15 protein-coding genes are annotated in these 18,028 nt (G+C 42.2%); 8 read left to right on the forward strand and 7 right to left on the reverse strand.

The genetic code is table 11. From position 1 onward, the window contains the following. Nucleotides 1-149: 149 nt before the first annotated feature. From BLU33_RS06505 to BLU33_RS06520, 4 genes are all read right to left on the reverse strand, one after another. Nucleotides 150-845, reverse strand: a complete 696-nt coding sequence (locus BLU33_RS06505; protein WP_091370493.1) for a LytR/AlgR family response regulator transcription factor — start codon at nt 843-845, stop codon at nt 150-152. After that, nucleotides 838-1,869 carry a sensor histidine kinase gene (locus tag BLU33_RS06510; RefSeq protein WP_091370495.1) on the reverse strand — a complete coding sequence of 344 codons (1,032 nt, stop codon included), beginning with the start codon at nt 1,867-1,869 and terminating at the stop codon, nt 838-840. Before BLU33_RS06510 ends, BLU33_RS06505 begins: the two co-directional genes overlap by 8 nt. A gap of 18 nt (nt 1,870-1,887) precedes the next feature. Next, nucleotides 1,888-3,102, reverse strand: coding sequence for an acyltransferase family protein (locus tag BLU33_RS06515; RefSeq protein ID WP_091370497.1), 1,215 nt, complete (start codon nt 3,100-3,102; stop codon nt 1,888-1,890). Between the two features lie 371 nt (nt 3,103-3,473). Beyond that, the gene (locus tag BLU33_RS06520) at nt 3,474-3,839 is read right to left on the reverse strand and encodes a nuclear transport factor 2 family protein (RefSeq protein WP_091370499.1); all 366 of its coding nucleotides are present in this window, start codon (nt 3,837-3,839) and stop codon (nt 3,474-3,476) included. A gap of 99 nt (nt 3,840-3,938) precedes the next feature. On the opposite strand from BLU33_RS06520, the gene BLU33_RS06525 reads away from it, so the two are divergent. Then, on the forward strand, nt 3,939-4,853 hold the full coding sequence (locus BLU33_RS06525; protein ID WP_091370501.1) for an AraC family transcriptional regulator: 915 nt from the start codon (nt 3,939-3,941) through the stop codon (nt 4,851-4,853). A gap of 201 nt (nt 4,854-5,054) precedes the next feature. Here the strand turns inward: BLU33_RS06525 and BLU33_RS06530 are convergent, their stop codons facing one another. Then, nucleotides 5,055-5,852 carry a Fic family protein gene (locus BLU33_RS06530; protein WP_091370502.1) on the reverse strand — a complete coding sequence of 266 codons (798 nt, stop codon included), beginning with the start codon at nt 5,850-5,852 and terminating at the stop codon, nt 5,055-5,057. Nucleotides 5,853-6,189: 337 nt separating this feature from the next. Here BLU33_RS06530 and BLU33_RS06535 point away from each other — a divergent pair, with 337 nt between their 5' ends. The 3 genes from BLU33_RS06535 to BLU33_RS06545 are packed head-to-tail and all read left to right on the forward strand — an operon-like array spanning nt 6,190 to nt 8,929. After that, nucleotides 6,190-7,065 carry an SDR family oxidoreductase gene (locus BLU33_RS06535; protein ID WP_091370504.1) on the forward strand — a complete coding sequence of 292 codons (876 nt, stop codon included), beginning with the start codon at nt 6,190-6,192 and terminating at the stop codon, nt 7,063-7,065. A 1-nt stretch (nt 7,066) separates the two neighbouring features. Beyond that, complete coding sequence (locus BLU33_RS06540) at nt 7,067-7,993, forward strand: NAD(P)H-binding protein (RefSeq protein WP_091370506.1); 927 nt, start codon at nt 7,067-7,069, stop codon at nt 7,991-7,993. A gap of 12 nt (nt 7,994-8,005) precedes the next feature. Further along, nucleotides 8,006-8,929, forward strand: coding sequence for a helix-turn-helix domain-containing protein (locus BLU33_RS06545; RefSeq protein ID WP_091370508.1), 924 nt, complete (start codon nt 8,006-8,008; stop codon nt 8,927-8,929). Between the two features lie 12 nt (nt 8,930-8,941). Here BLU33_RS06545 and BLU33_RS06550 read toward each other — a convergent pair whose 3' ends face one another. Further along, nucleotides 8,942-9,445, reverse strand: a complete 504-nt coding sequence (locus BLU33_RS06550) for a class I SAM-dependent methyltransferase (protein ID WP_197684574.1) — start codon at nt 9,443-9,445, stop codon at nt 8,942-8,944. A 31-nt stretch (nt 9,446-9,476) separates the two neighbouring features. After that, the gene (locus tag BLU33_RS06555; protein WP_091370510.1) at nt 9,477-10,376 is read right to left on the reverse strand and encodes an AraC family transcriptional regulator; all 900 of its coding nucleotides are present in this window, start codon (nt 10,374-10,376) and stop codon (nt 9,477-9,479) included. A gap of 458 nt (nt 10,377-10,834) precedes the next feature. Between BLU33_RS06555 and BLU33_RS06560 the strand changes: the two genes are divergently transcribed. The 4 genes from BLU33_RS06560 to BLU33_RS06575 are packed head-to-tail and all read left to right on the forward strand — an operon-like array spanning nt 10,835 to nt 18,021. Next, on the forward strand, nt 10,835-11,527 hold the full coding sequence (locus tag BLU33_RS06560; protein WP_091370512.1) for an RraA family protein: 693 nt from the start codon (nt 10,835-10,837) through the stop codon (nt 11,525-11,527). 52 nt (nt 11,528-11,579) lie between these two features. Then, nucleotides 11,580-14,501, forward strand: a complete 2,922-nt coding sequence (locus BLU33_RS06565) for a glycoside hydrolase family 2 TIM barrel-domain containing protein (protein ID WP_091370514.1) — start codon at nt 11,580-11,582, stop codon at nt 14,499-14,501. A 48-nt stretch (nt 14,502-14,549) separates the two neighbouring features. Then, complete coding sequence (locus tag BLU33_RS06570) at nt 14,550-16,835, forward strand: glycosyl hydrolase family 95 catalytic domain-containing protein (protein WP_091370516.1); 2,286 nt, start codon at nt 14,550-14,552, stop codon at nt 16,833-16,835. A gap of 19 nt (nt 16,836-16,854) precedes the next feature. After that, nucleotides 16,855-18,021 (forward strand): mandelate racemase/muconate lactonizing enzyme family protein, encoded by a 1,167-nt coding sequence (locus BLU33_RS06575; RefSeq protein ID WP_091370518.1) that lies wholly within the window; start codon nt 16,855-16,857, stop codon nt 18,019-18,021. Nucleotides 18,022-18,028: the final 7 nt, after the last annotated feature.

Raw genomic sequence — 18,028 nt, forward strand, 5'->3', positions numbered from 1 at the left:
TTTCTCGCAAGAGAAACGGCCTTTTTTGGCTTCTAAACGCAGTGTTTTGACCTAACAGTAACACTTCATCGGCCTCCACCGATGATGGGATTTACAGGTTTTTTTGTTGAATTGTACACGGATTGTATTACAAATGTGTTACAGCGCTATTACCTTATAATCTGCCCCAAAACCGCTTCACGCATATATTTGCTGATGGGCACCTGGCACTTTTTGATGTGAATGGTATTGCCATCGATGCTTTCTACTTTACCAATGGCAACAATATAGGATTTATGCGTTTGCAGAAATTGGTTAGCGGGCAGTTTTTCCAACAGTGCTTTAAAGGTGGTGTGGATGATGATCTTTCTGTTCTCTAAATGAATGGATGCGTAGTTCTCCATCGCTTCTATAAACAGTATCTCATCAAAATTGATCTTCTCCAACCTGCCGTTTGACTTGGCGAACATATACGAACCGAATGTATCCGTTTTATTTTCACGAAGTGCGAAATAATCGCGTGCCTTCCAGGCAGCTTTCAGAAAGCGGTCGTATGAGATAGGTTTTAGTAAATAGTCGATCACATCCAGCTCAAAGCCCTGCAAGGCGTATTGTTCAAATGCGGTGGTGAAGATCACCTTAGGCGGATTGGATAATGCCCGTATAAATTCTACCCCGGTAATATGCGGCATTTGGATATCGAGGAACAGCAGGTCAACCGGCTGTTTTTGCAGCATATCGCTTAACTGCATGGCATCTTCACACATTCCCTTCAGATCAAAAAAACTTGTTTTTTCCACATAACCCTGCAAGCCTTTGCGGGCAAAAGGCTCGTCATCAGTTATGATGCAGTTGATGTTATTCATAGTTCAATCTTAATTCGGCCACAAAGCTGTCCCCCAGTTTTTGCGCCATAAATGAATGTTTGCCGGGATAAAGCAAGTCAAGCCTCCGCTTCAGGTTTTCCAGCCCTATGCCACCGGTTTTATTCAGCTTTTCCTGGAAATCAGGCACGGAGTTTTCTACTTTGAAGACGATCTCTTTACTTTCTACTTCGGTGCTAACCTTCATTTCATAATCGCCCCCAATAAACTTAAAAGCATTCTCCACCAAGGGTAGAAATAATAGCGGGTAAACCAGCTGTCCGTTCAATGCCTTATCAAATTTCAAATCCAGTTTCAGCTTATCTGTACTGCGTATTTTTTGCAGGTCGATAAAACTTTTCAAATACTCCATCTCGCTGCTTATCGGTACCTGTTGTTGTTGATCGTATAGCTGATAGCGCAGCAATTCAGAAAATTTCTCAATACTTTGTTTTGCTCCTTCCACATCCTCGTCCATCTGAAAATAAATAGTATTCAGCGCGTTGAAGAGAAAGTGTGGATGATATTGCGATTTGAGGAATTTTAGTTCGGTTTGCAAATGATCGTTAGTGATCTTCTCCAACTGAATTTTGTTATTTACAAATGCGCGCAGATAGGTGTTGCTGCGCGCTATGCCATAGTAAATAACTGCATAAAACGTAGGTATCATGTTTATATCAGCAATATCTGCCCAAGGTATCCAGGCCTGGTGTAATGCCGTATCCATCGGAACAAACACAAAATTTACCAATACAAGGTTAGCACCAATAAATATAGCCAGTTCCTTAAACACATTTTTATAACTTAACTGAACCGGCGATCTCCTGTCATAAAACTTGAAAAGCCATTCAAAAAGTGTTATCCCTAAGTAACCAACCAATATGGAACAGGTCAATTCTACAGCATTTATACGCCAATCCCGTTTCCAAAAATGAAAGCCTATATCTGTATCGTGCAGTAACCTCACTGTAAAATAAACCAGCAAACCGTACAGCGCAGGGAAAATATATTTTCTGAAAAATTTCATTAGTTCAAGTTATAAAAATTAAGCGGAGATCAATATCGATTGTTCAACATTTTCAGGTCCAGGCGCTACTGTCGACTTTATCTTCGCCGCTGGTTTCATACCAAACAAAAACCGCATAGCAGGGAAAGGCATTATCAGCAAATGGTACAGGCCCATCGTTATAAAGAAGGTGAAGCCAACGGTATAAATATATTTAATCAGCACATCCTCATGCAGCGGAACAATATAATAAACCAATATCACGATCACCGTCTGATGTAGGATATAGAAGGGATACACAGCCTGGTTGAGGTAATTTAAGACCTTTAGCTTTCTGTTCAGGTAGCGTTTGCCGTATCCTACCAGTGCCAGTACCCAAGCCCAGGCCACTATAGGCCACAACGAATAAAAGACGTCATACATTAACCCGCTGTTGTCAAACGGCCAGCGCTCATGTTCGGGCTCGATTTTGTTCCAACGCAGGATATCGATCAGTAAGAAAGCCAGGAACCCGATGGTAAGCGCAAAGCGCCGGTTGCGTTCCAGGCTGTCCATCAATTTGGGTTGGGTAATGCAGATAAATCCACCGAGTACAAACAATAACCAATAAACAAAATATGGCAAGTCCTGCACCAGGTTATTGGTTTCCGGGGAATCTTTAGTCACAAAAACAAACCATAATACGCCAGGCAACATTAACATATATACCCATTTACCTTCGGCCAATACAGCCAATTTGTTTCTGAATGCTTCGCTCTTTGGCGATGTCATCCACGCAAAAAACGGCGCAAAAATAATGTCATACACAAACAGGTAAGCAATAAACCAAAGGTGGTGCCAGCTAAAACTTCCCTTTGGGTAAGGCACAAAATTGAACACTGTTTTATAAAACTCCCAATAGCTGCCAGTGTAACCGTTATTTAGGCGTTCCATATAGATCTGCGGCGGCACAATAACGAACATACCTACTGCAAGCGGAATAAACAGCCTGCGAAAGCGCAATCCGATAAAGCTAAGGCTACTGCGTTTCTGCATCATATAATAGCTCACCGTGCCTGAAATAAAGAACAGCAGCGGCATACGGACAAGATGCAGGAAAAAGTTAGATTCCATGAGCAGGTTACTGGTATCGTGGTTTTTGATATGCCACCATTCTTCCGAAACATATGGCATAGCCGAGTGGAACAGCAATACGCCCAGTATAGAGAATATGCGGAGCCAGTCGAGATAGGTTTGACGTTGTGTGGTTTCCATAATTTATGTGTTTTAATGTAAAGAAATAGGCTAACCGTTGAGTGCCGAAATATTTTTGACGACCGGACACATAACTGTGACGACCGGAAAAAAACGTCACCTCCGCTATCCGAAGTTTACAACTCCAGACTAATAGTGCCTCAATCTTCCGATATAATAGTCGATGGTAGTTTCTCGGATTACAGGAATAGTGTACCGAATTAGATACCTATTCACTTTAGGGAGAATTGGGTACTAAATAAAAAAGGCTTTAGAATTTAATCTAAAAGCCTTCTTAAATTACTTTGTAGCGGGAGCAGAACTCGAACCACATTTTTAAATATTTGCTGCACATGGCAAATAGTTTACTATTCAATTAGTTTTAATTGATGCTAATAAAAAAAGGTTTCGGATATTATCTTATCGTCCTTTACGCCAAAAACTGCAATTTCTGCTAACTGTAACCGCTGACCATTTTTTAAGGTCATGTCCCTTCCCATAGCCACGCTAAAGTAGTCGCCGCCAATCACCGGTTCGCTGCAAAAGAAACTGTGTACTTCTGCTATAATTTCCTGCCTGGCTTTCGACTTTGCTAAAACCGCTTCAATACCCTTGGTTATGGTAGGCACACCAATTGCCAAGGCATGTTCGGGTTCGGTACAAACAATATCGGCGCTATAAAATTGTTGATAAATTTCAGCCACCTGCCCTTGTTGAAAAAGATCATAGTAGCGATTGGCTAATTCCTGAGTTGTCATTTTTCTTTGATTATTTAATAATACAAAGCTATCCTGTTATTCAATACTTAAAGCGTTAAAAAGTGTTGTATATTTGTCTAATCGTATCAATTTATAAAGATGGACGCTTTAAGTACCGTATTAGAGGCAACCAGACTCAGAAGTGTTGTTTATAGCAAGTTTCCCCTTGCGGCCCCATGGGGACTGGATATTGTTAAGGATGAGAATTCGCAATTCTGGCGGTTGGTAAGTGGCAACTGTACTATTGGGTCACCCGATGGCAGTATCATAGAATTGGCCGAGGGCGATCTGGTATTTGTTCCTCACGGAAGCGCCCACTGGATAGCAGATAAATCTACCAGTTTACGCATGCCCTCGCCAGAATTTGTTAAGGCCCGCAGAGCAGGGGTAAATGTTTTTAACGGCGGCGGCGACGTAACTACCCTTATAGCGGGCCATTTTGAATTTGATTATCAGCCCCCGCACCCATTTCTAAAGGATTTGCCCCCAATTATTCATATCAGGCAATATGTGACAGAAAATCAATTGTTACTAAAGCAGGTTACGCAATTAATGTTGGAAGAACTCAATAACGAAAAGCCGGGAAGCAGCGTAATGCTGAAAAACCTATCGGAAATTATGTTTATCAATATCATAAGGGCATATTTAGAGCAGGCTGCTCCCGGCAGTGGTTTTCTTTCCGCATTAAGCGACCCAAGGATCAGCAAGGCACTCAAACTGATGCAGGATTCACCCCAAAACGACTGGACGCTGGAATCTCTTGCATCGGAGATTGGTATGTCACGTTCTGTTTTCTTTAACCGGTTTAAAAAATTAGTGCATGAAACGCCGTTGAGCTACCTTACCAATTGGCGCATCAGACAAGCCCAAAAGCTATTAACGACGAATAACAGCAATATATCAGAAATTGCAGCAAGCGTCGGTTATCAGTCGGAATCGGCCTTTAACCGGATCTTTAAATCAAAAACGGGGCTGACTCCAGCAGTATATAGAAGAAGTAAGATTGTCGAATAATTTTTCGCTGCATTCCGGGTCGTATTTTTTAACATCAGCGGATTGAACTACAGAGGACTCCTGGGTAATTCCTTCCAAACAGGGTCGGTAAAAGCAATATGCACGAAATGCATATTGCACTTTGCTGTCATTACTTTGATAAATATTGATGGGCCGGAACTACATAGACAACTTTACCGTTTTTCTCCAATCGGTCGCTAACTAAAACAGGAAAGTAAAGCCTTTTCCTTTTGATGGCTTTTTCATTTCCTCAAATTTTTCAATTTCTTGATTAAGTAAAAACGCATACTCACCAGCCATGAACTGACGAAATATTTCAATGTTTTCTTGTTGACGAGTATCAATTAGTGCCTGGATATAAGCTGCTTTATTCTCACTCTGTACGATTGCCAAAGGAAAATTATAACAGGCTTGAATATAATTCATTAACAGTCGCGATGTTCTACCATTGCCATCATAATACGGATGTATGCTGACAAGGCTAAAATGTGCGTCAAATGAAAGATTTAGTTGCTCGGCTATAGATAAAGGAGAATTAATAGCCTCATTAAGTTTTTTTATTAAATCCTTAGTCAGACGCTCTACTTTGTCAAAATTTGGGAAATATGAAACACCTGCAGTGACATTGCCTTTTCTAAATGCTCCGGTTCGCGAATCCACGGTACCTAACATAGTGTTATACACCTTGCCTGTGTTTTTCATGACTAAAGCATTAATCTCTTGTAAAAGAGATATGCTCAATGCTCTTTTTGCTTTTGCGTTTTCAATCGTAAAAAGCAAGGCTGCATGATGATCAGTAACCATTAAGCTTTCCTCTAATGGTTTCCCATTAGGAGTTCGTCCCTCATTGATCAAAACCTGTGTTTCCACCTCGGTCAATGTTGACCCTTCGATCCGGGTAGAATGATGATCAATAGCAATCAGGTTAAACCGATCATGATCGATCACTTCGCTTATTCGAAGATCATTATACTTTTCTATGAGGTTAACTAGTTCCATTACTTTATTATGCGAAAATAGTTATAAATTATTGTTTGCCAACGCGTCTCTTTTCAGACCCGCATCTTTTGAGGCAAGTTTCGCTTCTTGCGTTTCGATAACCTGATTAAGAGCAAATTGAAGTATCATAATTACCCATTTGATACAAAGTGCAAAATTGTTCGTTAGTAATGGAGAATTTTGTTTGATAGTAAAATACAGTTTAAAAAGTATTCAGTAGATATAACGATTCAGGATGTTCGTATGCTTTTTATGGTTTTGGCTAAAACAAACGCAGATTTGGATAAATCCTGTTGACCAAAGCAGCCCATTTTTGTAGAAACAAAAGAATTCAATTATGCGCGTATTTGTCACCGGAGCCACAGGCTTCATTGGTACTGCCATTGTGCAGGAATTAATAAATGCCGGGCACGAGGTACTCGGCCTGGCCCGTTCAGATGCATCGGCCCAAAAACTAATCGATGCGGGGGCAGAAGTTCACCGGGGTGATCTGGAAGATCTCGAAAGCCTGCGTAGCGGCGCTGCACAGGTAGACGGCGTGATCCATGCCGGCTTTATTCACGATTTTACCCGGTTCCCGGAAGTTTGCCAGGTAGATAAAATCGCCATTGAAACCATCGGTGAAGTACTGGCAGGTTCTGATCGGCCCTTTATAGTTACCTCGGGCACAGCCCTGGTTAGCCCGGGAAAGCTGGCCACTGAAGATATTAAGCCACCTGTTAACCCGGGATGGCCGCGGGCCTCGGAGCAAACAGGAGATTCGGTAGGTGCCGCGTCAGTGCGTTTGTCGCCTTCGGTGCATGGAGATGACGATAAGCATGGGTTTGTGCCGATACTGGTTAATATCGCAAAAGAAAAAGGTTTTTCGGCTTATATCGGCGAAGGGCTGAATCGCTGGAACGCGGTGCATCGTTTAGATGCTGCCCATTTATTCCGACTGGCTTTGGAAAATGCCACACAAGGTGCCCGTTATCATGCTTCTGCCGAAGAAGCCATTACGGTAAAGTCAATTGCCGAAGCTATTGGCAAAAAACTTAATCTACCGGTAAGATCAGTTACGCCCGAAGCAGCGGGGGAGCATTTTGGCTGGTTTGCCCATATGGCCGCGATCGACTGTCCGTCTTCGAGCAAGTGGACGCAGGAAACTTTGAACTGGCACCCTACGCATTCGGCCTTACTTACGGATATTGAAAATGGCGTTTACACCCAATAAAATGAAGATTATAGTAACGGGTTCTTTAGGGAACATCAGCCAGCCGCTAACAGAAATATTAGTTAAACAGGGTCATGCCGTAACCGTGGTAAGCAGCGACCCGAAAAAAGAAGTAGCTATCGAAAACTTAGGTGCGATACCGGCCATTGGCTCGATTTCCGACGTCAAGTTTTTAACTAATACTTTTAAAGACGCAGACGCGGTTTATGCCATGATACCACTGAGCTTCACTGAACCCGACCTGAGTGTTTATTTACGCCGCATGGCGCAAAATTATGCTCAGGCTCTAAAGGAAGCAAAAACTAAACGCATCGTATTGATGAGTGGCTGGGCTGCTGACCTGGTCAAAGGCGAAAACGTAGAACACCTATTTGATGAACTGGACGCCTCCATTACTATCATGCGGCCCGGTTCGTTTTACACCAATTTCTACCAGTCTATCGACCTGATCAAAGGCAAAGGTTTTATCGGCAAATTCCTGACGTTACGTTATTCTGGCCTCTGGGCCTTGCTGACTGGCAAGACCGGCCTGCTGATGGGGAACTATGGCGGAGATGACCGGATTGTTTTCGTATCGCCGAAAGACATCGCTGATGCGGTTGCTGAGGAACTGCTATTATTGCCCGAAGGGAAAACCATCCGTTACGTAGGCAGTGAGGAAATGACCTGTAACGAAGCGGCAAAGATCATTGGCAGCGCGGTGGGCAAACCCTGGTTAAAATGGGTGCTGCTCTCGGACAAGGAAATGCTGCAGGGATTGAAGATGGCCAAGCTGCCTGAAAAACTGGCGGAAACATTGGTAGAAATGCAGGCGGTGATGCACAGCGGCAAAACGCTGGAGAACTTTCATAGGAGCCAACCAAAAATGGGTAAGGTTAAACTCGCTGATTTCGCAAAGGAGTTCGCAGCAGTGTGTCATCAAAAATAAGTATCTTGTGTTATGAATAACCACCAGCTATTCCGTTTCCATACGATCACCGAATATCACCGCGCCGCAGGCTTGCCTAAACCGGCACACCCGCTAATCAGCCTGGTGCATATGGACGACCTGAACAGGCCTCTGGCAGAAAGCTCATTCAGTTTAACCTATGATTTTTATTCGATCTCACTGAAAAGGATGAAGAACGCCAAATTTAAATATGGCCAGCAGGCCAGCGATTTTGATGAAGGTGTGCTTTTCTTTATGTCACCCGGCCAGGTCTTTGGTATGGACATCGACAAAGGCAGCGTACTGCACCGGCCCGAAGGCTGGATCATCCTGATCCATCCGGATTTTTTGTGGAATACCTCGCTGGCCAAAACCATTAAACAATACGAGTTCTTCAGCTACTCGGTTTACGAGGCGCTGTACCTGTCTGACAAGGAAGAAACTATGCTTACCACCCTCGCGCAAAATATCGAGCAGGAGTACCATGCCAATATCGACAGGTTTAGCCAAAGCGTGATCATTGCACAATTGGAACTCTTGCTGACCTATTCCGAAAGATTCTATCAGCGCCAGTTCATCACCCGCAAGATCGCCAGCCATGAAATATTGATCAAACTGGAAGATATGCTCACAAATTACTTCAACAGCGGTGCTCTTGCTCAAAAAGGATTACCCAGTGTTACTTACATTGCCGAAAACTTAAATATCTCACCCGGTTACCTCAGCGGTCTGCTCAAATCTCTAACCGGACAGAATACCCAGCAGCATTTGCATAACAAACTAATCGAACTGGCTAAGGAGAAACTCTCAACCACCAATCTCTCCGTCAGCGAGATTGCCTATGAACTTGGATTTGAACATTTACAATCCTTCAGCAAGCTTTTCAAAACTAAGACCAGCATCTCGCCAATGGAATTCAGGCATTCCTTTAATTAAGCCAGGCTAAAACTATTTTTCAATCAATGTGCAATACATATTCCCTGAACGATAAGTAGAGGGCCTTTCACTGATTTTAACGATCTTATGATAACCAAGCGCCCCGAATAAAGTCTGCAAATGCTTAAAAGGAATAGGAAAAGGCACCCATGGATTGGCCCTGTCGGTATCGTATTCGATCATGATAAAACGGGGAGAGCCTGTAAACATCGGTTCCAGTTTCCTGATCAAAGCCGCTTTTTCCGCCACATAATGGATCGCATTGGCCATCAAAATACCATCCAGTCCTGAAAGCTTCAAATCATCTCGCTCAAAATTCGCCCGCAGGAAATCAACATTCGGTAAATTCAACTGTTGCTTTTCTCGATCAACCGCGATAATGTGGCTTCCGACCGGCAGTAATGAATTTAACGCCTTAGTAAACGTCCCGCTGCCGCAACCCAGATCCACCCAGACCTGTGGTTCATGGCCGCTCACCGCCTTTCCGATCAATGAAATAGCATCCTCATCACTCATGTAAACAAGTTAATAGCACCTCAAAGGTAAGCTAATAATTTAAGGGCTTGCTTGTAACGGGATTTACTAACTCTGATTTTTTTCGGTATTTGGACGGCGTAAAACCGGTAATCGATTTGAAAAACTTATTAAAGTTGGTAAGATTGTTATACCCGCTTTCATAACAAACATCTGCTATAGAATATGTTTCATTTTGAATGAGCTTACATGCATGGCCTATGCGTAGCTCATTCAGAAATTGTGTGAATGATTTCTGAACCCTGCTTTTGAAGAAACGACAAAATGCATTAGGCGTCATATTGCAGAGATCAGCAACCTCTTGCAGATTAATATCACGATAAAAATTCTGCATCAGGAATTGGTATACTTTATTGATGCGGTCTGTATCTTTTTCTTCGTATAGATTTTTAAAGGAAATACTTGCCAGGTGCCGGTATTCAGTTGAATGTGATAAGATATCTATCACCTCCAGAAAATTGATGATCTTGGTTAAGCCCTCTTCTTTTGACAAAGCGGAGAGAATCTGGGAAACCTTTTGGCTGGTAGTGCCATAAAAAACTAAACCTCTTGATGCCTTTTTTATCAGTTCCTGTATCGGACTTAAGATATTTTGTTCATCTGTAAGATTCAATGGGAAATCAGAAGGGAAATAAATTACGGTTGCTTTAACACGATGCCCTTTCTTTTTCCTGTAGAATAGTTCGTCATTTTGCCAGATATGCGGAAGCTGAGGGGCCATTAAAACAAGGTCACCACCATCAAAATTATCAATATTGTCTCCCACAATCCGTTTGCCAAAGCTTTTTTCAACCCATACCAGTTCACATAAATGATGAAAGTGGAAAGGGGAGTTCAGAAAAAACTCATCTACTTTTTTGATGTGAATGCTTTTTGAACTGGATAATCCTACATCTATTAGCTGTGCTTTCATATCTTATATCAAATGTTAAAATAGTTTAAGTTTTTTCTTCTGAAGGCTTGCCCAATACTCATTTCTCAATATGCTTTCATTCACGTAAATGGGTTAATTAGATAATACTACCTAGTGTTGGTTTTGTAATTATAATTAAATTATCATTAATATGATATATAACTTATTAAGATGGTAAAATAGTTTAATAATTGAATAATATAGTGTTAGAAATCTGATAAACTGTCTTTTACCTTGCGATGGTTATTAAGAAAAGAAACGTATAGGTTTAGATTTCATTCTTTTGTGCAACCAGTTTAATTAATTTGCTAATAAGTTGAGGCGAGAATGGGCTGTCATGACTCCATTTATTTAATTTAATAAATTGTTAAATGTGCTTGTTTATCAGTCAATTAATTCTGAAAGCTGGGCGTTTTTTCTGTTAAAACCAGGAATAGTAAAAATAATCTTAATAATAAATGAGTAAAGAACTATGGGAAAACGATGATGAATTATTCAGCATCGTAAGAAGAGAACTATATACCGCTGTGGTAGGTGATATTATGGACAAGTTGGGTTGGCTTAATCAGTTTTTGCCACCACAAATAAAATCACTTAGTCAGGATATGTTTTTGGTAGGCCGTGCGATGACAGTGCTTGAAGCAGATGTATTTGGCGATCATGCAAATCAAAACCCCATCTTAAAAAAACCATTCGGATTGATGCTGGAAGCCCTGGATGATCTGAAAAAAAATGAAGTATATATCTGTGCCGGCGCTTCACCTACCTATGCTTTATGGGGTGAATTAATGAGTACGAGGGCTATTAAACTTGGCGCTGCAGGCGCTGTAGTTGATGGCTATTCAAGAGATACAAATGGAATATTGGCGCTGAACTTTCCAACTTTTTCTTACGGATGCTACGCACAAGACCAGGCGCCACGTGGTAAGGTGATTGATTTTCGCGTGCCTTTGGAAATAAGAGGAGTAAAAATAAACCCCGGAGATATTGTTTTGGGTGATATTGATGGCGTTTGTATCGTACCTCAGGCAATTGAAGAACAAGTATTCAAACTTGCAATTGAAAAGGCCCGGGGCGAAAAAATGGTGCAGAAAAAAATTGAAGAAGGCATGAGCGTCAAAGAGGCATTTGAAAAATACGGAATCATGTAATCGCCGAGTCTATCAGGCAGATATACTATTTACAAACAAATCTATCAGGATAATGAAGGTCAGGTCTTATTATAAATATCAATTGTTGTTACTACTTCTGTTTTATTCCATTTGCGGGGGCGGGCAAAATAGAGTAGATGGCTTTAAAGTGCCACGCGTTTCGCCGTTGCCGTTTGCAGTAAAAGGCGTACAGCAGGCACAACTATCGTTAAATGGTAAATGGGACTTTCAGGTGCTGGGCCATGCGGCCAAACACAGCATTAATGTGCCAGGTGAATGGGAAATGCAGGGCTTTACTGTAAATGAAGGAGAAACGGCGGTATACAGCTTAAAGCTTGATATCCCTGCCGATTGGAAAGGCCAGCGTATAAAAATACGTTTTGATGGTGTAAGCTCACACGCGCTGGTGAAAGTTAACAACATTAGAGTAGGGGAGCATGAGGGCAGCTTCGTGTGCTTTGAAGCTGATATTACCAATGCGCTTAAATCCAGTGATAATATATTACAGGTAGAGGTGCAGGCATTAACCATTAGCGACCATCTGGCATGTACGTCTCAATATGCCGTACATACAGTTGGTGGTTTATTGCGAAAGGTAGTTCTGTTTGCAGTGCCAGAAACAAATATCGCGTCTAATGTGGCAACAACAGTTTTTGATCCGCAATTTAAAAATGCGGACTTAAAATTACAATCGCAGCTAGCAAACGAGTCGTTATCCGAAGTACCGTCACAGCTTCAATACATTTTAACAGATGCTGCGGGAAAGGTGGTTTTTGAAAAACTGTCAGCATTGGAAAAAAATATCTCCCCCAACGGCTTACGTGATATAAATACTACAATCCGTGTAAAACAGCCGGAGCAATGGAACCCGGAACATCCCTACTTATATCATTTAAAAAGCTCATTGCTGTTGGATGGGAAAATCGTTCAGTCGATAACACAAAATGTAGGGTTCAAACAAGTTGAAGTTAAAGATAACCAGTTGTTCGTCAATGGTAAATCAGTGAAGTTACATGGTGTAAACCGTCATTCTATTTACCCGCTTACAGGTAGAAGTGTTAGTCCCGAATTAGACCGGAAAGATGCTGAACTTTTCCGTAGTGCCAATTGTAACTATATCCGCACATCACATTACCCGCCATCAGAGGAGTTTTTAAATGCTGCTGATGAGTTGGGCCTGTTTGTTGAAAGCGAAGCATCATTATGCTGGATAAATCATGGTGCGTCACCCATTTGGAAAAAGTGGGATTATAAGGACGAACGGTTTTTACCTTATATGGTTAATGCAGATGTAGAAAATGTATTAGTCGGACGCAATCACCCATCTGTCATCATCTGGTCGCTGGGGAATGAATCGGTATGGAGCCCATTGTGGGCAAAGGTGAACAAGGTTGTAAAACAATTAGATCCATCGCGTCCCACAACCTTTCATGATCAGTGCTGGGGTGGTTACAATAATGCGCACAGTAAGGCGGATATAGCAGTATATCACTATCCTGGTACAAACGGGCCTACAGCCTGTGATACAATGAAACGCCCTGTTCTTTTTGGTGAGTATGCACATATTTCGTGTTATAGCAGAAGAGAATTACTAACCGATCCCGGCGTGCGCAGTAGTTATGGCAAGCCATTGGAAACGATGTATGACTCGATGTATTACCATAAAGGTTGCCTTGGGGGCGCCATATGGGCAGGTATTGATGATATCTTCCACATGCCCGACGGGCGGATTGTTGGTTATGGCCCCTGGGGTGTAATTGATGCCTGGCGCAGGCCAAAACCCGAGTATTGGGGAGTGAAAAAAGCTTATTCTCCCATTAAAATAAAAAGCATAAAATTTCCAACTGCCGGAAAACAATATGTTGAGCTTTTGGTGGAAAACAGGTATGATTTTACTCCATTAAAAGGGGCAGCTATTACTGTGGTTTTAAATGGGCAGCCTCAAACTGTAAAAGCTGATGTTTTACCACGTAGCAGTGGGATTATAAAAATTCCGGCTACTGATTTTAAAACACTTCAGTTAACATTTAAAGACCCAAGGGGATTTATTGCTGATGAAGAAAAATATGAAGCAGAAGCTCATTCAACGGAGATAGCTGATCAAAATGTAGCAGTTTCATTTACAGAAAATGAGGCTGCTTATTTTGTAAAAAAAGGTAACATACAGTATAGCATAAGTAAAAATTCCGGAATTATTACCTCGGTACGAAAAGGTGATACTGAGATTTTGAGCCAGGGCCCTGTTTTTAGTATGGTACCCATGAATGATGATGATGGCGGCAAACCAAATGTGGCTGGAGAGACGTATCAGAACAATATTTATCCGCTTAAAAATTATCCTTTGTACACCTTGTTCGCCCGTGACCTTGTTGCACAAAAGATTGATTCAGGTTTAAAATTTTCGATGAATATTGCCTACGCTGATTGTAAAGGCAAGCAGATCTATTTATTTACAAACGATGGGAAATTGATAATTGAATATGAGGTTCAGTATTCCAATGCTGATATATCACCATATCAATATGGCCTGATGCTGCAATTACCTAAAAGTTTTGATCAGCTTAGCTGGAAGCGAAAGGGTGAGTTTACTGCTTATCCGGCAAATGATATTGCCCGCCCGGAAGGAACGGCAACGCTCAATGCAAAGCATGTACCTAGTGTGGAAGAGTGGGGCGTTGTGCCAACAGGCGACTGGAAGGACGATGCAAATGATTTAGGAAGTAATGATTTTCGAGCCACTAAGCGTTATATTCAAAATGCATCATTACAGGATCATAATGGCGATAGTGTTACCATACTTTCAGATGCAACCCAGGCATCCCGCAGCTGGTTGCAGGATGAGCATATGAACTGGCTGATTGCTGATTATTGCAACAATGGATCGGAGCCGTTTTATGGTTCTCCGCATTCAAACGGACGGATCAAAATAAAAGATAATACGCTAAAAGGTAAATTAGTGATAGTAGTGAAATAAGATTTCATTACTATTACTAATAATCAACAATAAGATTAAACGCTTTCTATGAAAAAAATAATTGCAGTTATCGTGTCTGTTTTACTATGTGGCGCCGTGTTCGGGCAGTCAGCTGAGCATGACCTGAATTTTGATGTGTTGGCAAAACAGTGGGATGAAGCTATACCATTAGGTAATGGTATGCTGGGAGCCTTGGTATGGCAAAAAAACGATCATTTACGCTTCTCTCTTGATAGGGCCGACCTTTGGGATATGCGCCCGATGAAAGGCCTACACCGTAAGGAATTCAGTTACCAATGGGTGATGGATCAGATTAAGAAAAAGGATTATGCACCAGTACAGCAATACTTTGACGAGCCTTATGACAGTGAGCCTGCGCCCTCCAAAATTCCGGGCGGTGCATTGGAGTTCGACACAAAAAACTGGGGTAATGTACAATCAGTTCATTTGTATTTAAAAAATGCTTTATGTGAGGTGAAGTGGGCAAATGGAACGATATTAAAAACACTTGTTCATGCCACTGCGCCGGTTGGCTGGTTTAGGTTTGAAAATATCAGGACAGACCTGATCCCGCAACTAATAGCTCCAAGATACCAGGGTAAAGTAAATGTATCGGGTGATCCTGTTGGCGGAGATGATTTGTCGAGACTGGGTTATTCACAGGGAATCATCAAACAGCAGGGGAATAATATTACTTACACGCAGCAAGGGTGGGGAGGGTTTACCTATCAAATTAATGTACAATGGAAGAAAGTTGATGCAACCACTATTGAGGGTGTATGGAGTATCTCTTCGCAATACCCGGGTAAGGCGATCAATACCGGTGCATCTGTGATAGCAAAACAGGCACTGGAACGCGGCTATGCAGCTGATTATGTTTCGCACGTAGCCTGGTGGAAAAACTTCTGGAGCAAATCGGCTATTCATGTACCCGATCCATTATTGGAAAAGCAATGGTACATGGAGCAATATAAATTTGGTTCCGCATCACGGAAAGGGGCGCCACCTATCTCGCTGCAGGCTGTTTGGACAGCGGATAATGGCCGTTTACCACCATGGAAAGGAGATTATCACAATGATCTGAATACGCAACTGAGCTACTGGCCGGCTTACACAGGCAACCACCTTGACGAAGCGATGAACTTCCTTGATTTCCAGGAAAAGAACAAAGCCAACTATGAGCGGTATACTAAATTGTATTTCGGTAAAAATGGTTTGGCCGTGCCCGGTGTAACTACATTGGATGGCACCGAAATGGGCGGCTGGATACAGTACTCACTTTCTCCCACCGTATCATCATGGTTGGGGCAGCATTATTATTTGCAATGGAAATACAGCATGGATAAAACTTTTTTACGTGACAAGGCCTATCCATGGGTAAAAGGTGCCGCAACATTTATTGAAAATATAACCGTTTTGGATAGCGCCGGTCACCGCAAATTACGATACAGTTCCAGCCCGGAGATCAATGACAACGATATTACCGCGTGGTTCCCGCAAAATACCAATTATGATCTGTCGTTGATGAAATTTACATTTAAGGCAGCAGCGGAGATGGCGGATGAACTGGGGCTTAAAAGTGAAGCTTTACATTGGAGAAAAATCGCTGCGGAGTATAGCGATTTTGCATTAAGCCCTGCTAACGAGCTGATGTTTTCGCCGACGATGTCTTATAATCAGTCGCACCGCCATTTCTCCCACATGATGAGTATTTATCCACTTGGTCTTATAAAATGGGAGGACGGGCCCAAAGCGCAGTCTATCATCAAAAACTCTATTCATTTATTGGATAGTATTGGTCCGGCGTATTGGTGTGGTTACTCCTATTCATGGCTGGCAAATATGAAGGCGAGGGCAAAAGATGGTGAGGGTGCAGCAAAAGAACTCACCATTTTCGCAAAAGCGTTCTGCTCAATTAATAGCTTCCATTTAAACGGTGATCAAACGAAATCCGGTTACTCAAAATTTCAGTATCGCCCGTTTACGCTGGAAGGGAATTTTGCTTTCGCGGCAGGTTTGCAGGAAATGTTGTTACAAAGCTATGCAGGCTTTATAGAAATACTACCCGCTGTGCCCGCTGAATGGTCCGATATTTCATTTGAAAATTTACGGGCACAGGGCGCTTTCCTGGTAAGTGTAAAGCAAACAGGTGGCCAGGTTAATGAAGTTAAAATTGTTTCAGAAAAAGGGGGAAATACCAAATTTAAACTGCCTTTTAAAACCTGGGTTGCAACACTTAAAAAAGACGTTAAAATAAAAGATACAGCCGATGGTTTTATCAGCTTAAGCTGTAAACCAGGGGCTATACTGATTCTAAAAAATGCGAATAAATAAATAATTGTTAATCAGAAATATGAAAATTACAGATGTAAAAGTTTGGTTGGTTGAAGGAGTTAAGTACAACTGGACATTATTAAAAATATATACCGATACGGGGCATACAGGAGTTGGTGAAGCTACCAACTGGCCGGGCAGCCCTATAGTTTATAATGCGGCAAAGCATGTTGGCGAGCGCATAATTGGGCTCGACCCAATGAAGACGGATTTTATATGGACGAAACTTTATCGTGATCTGAACTGGATGGGCCCGTTTGGTGCCAGCATGTGTGCTATCAGTGGTATTGATATGGCGCTTTTAGATTTAAAAGGGAAAGTTTTAGGCACACCCTGCTATGAATTGCTGGGCGGGGCATTTCGCAAGGATATTTTGTTGTATGCCAATTATTGGTTTACAGGAGGAGGGCATAACGCAGATGATTATGCGGAACAAGCCAAAAGAGTAAAGGCTGCCGGATTTACCGGGTTGAAATTTGATCCTTTTGCACACACTAATTATTTGTATGGCGAAGACTTGTCTTCTAACCTCACTTTAACAGCTGAGCAGCAGGACCTGGCCTTTAACGTAAGTAAAGCTGTTAGGGATGCGGTAGGCCCCAACTTTGATATTATGATAGAAACCCATGCCATGCTAAACTATCGTGTGGCAGTAAAAATGGCGCAGCGTTTATCAGAATTGGATATCACCTGGTATGAAGAGCCTGCTGGCCCTGAAAGTGCCGATTCGTTACGGGCTATGCGCGAGCGCATTCCTTCCAACGTGTCTATTTGCGTGGGCGAACGCCATTATACCCGGCACGGCATCCGCCCGGTATTGGAAAAAAACATTTGTGACATTATGATGCCTGATATCACCCGTTGCGGTGGCCCATCTGAGATGAAACGCATGGCTACGATGATGGAAACATATAATGTTTTGCTGGCACCACATAATCCTAACGGCCCATTATCAACCCTGGCATCTGCCCATGTATGCGCTTCGGTGCCAAACTTTTTTAGGCAGGAATTTATGTTCAATGATGTGGCATGGCGCGATACGGTAATTACGCACCCAATAAAAGACATGGTTAAAGATGGGCATTTGCATTTAAGTGACCGCCCGGGTTTGGGTGTTGATTTGGTAGAAGGAGAAATGGAAAAGCACCCAGGTGTGTTAATTCCAAGGCCGGGATTTTATGTGTAATAAACAG

This window comes from Mucilaginibacter mallensis (genome assembly GCF_900105165.1).
GTDB lineage: Bacteria > Bacteroidota > Bacteroidia > Sphingobacteriales > Sphingobacteriaceae > Mucilaginibacter > Mucilaginibacter mallensis.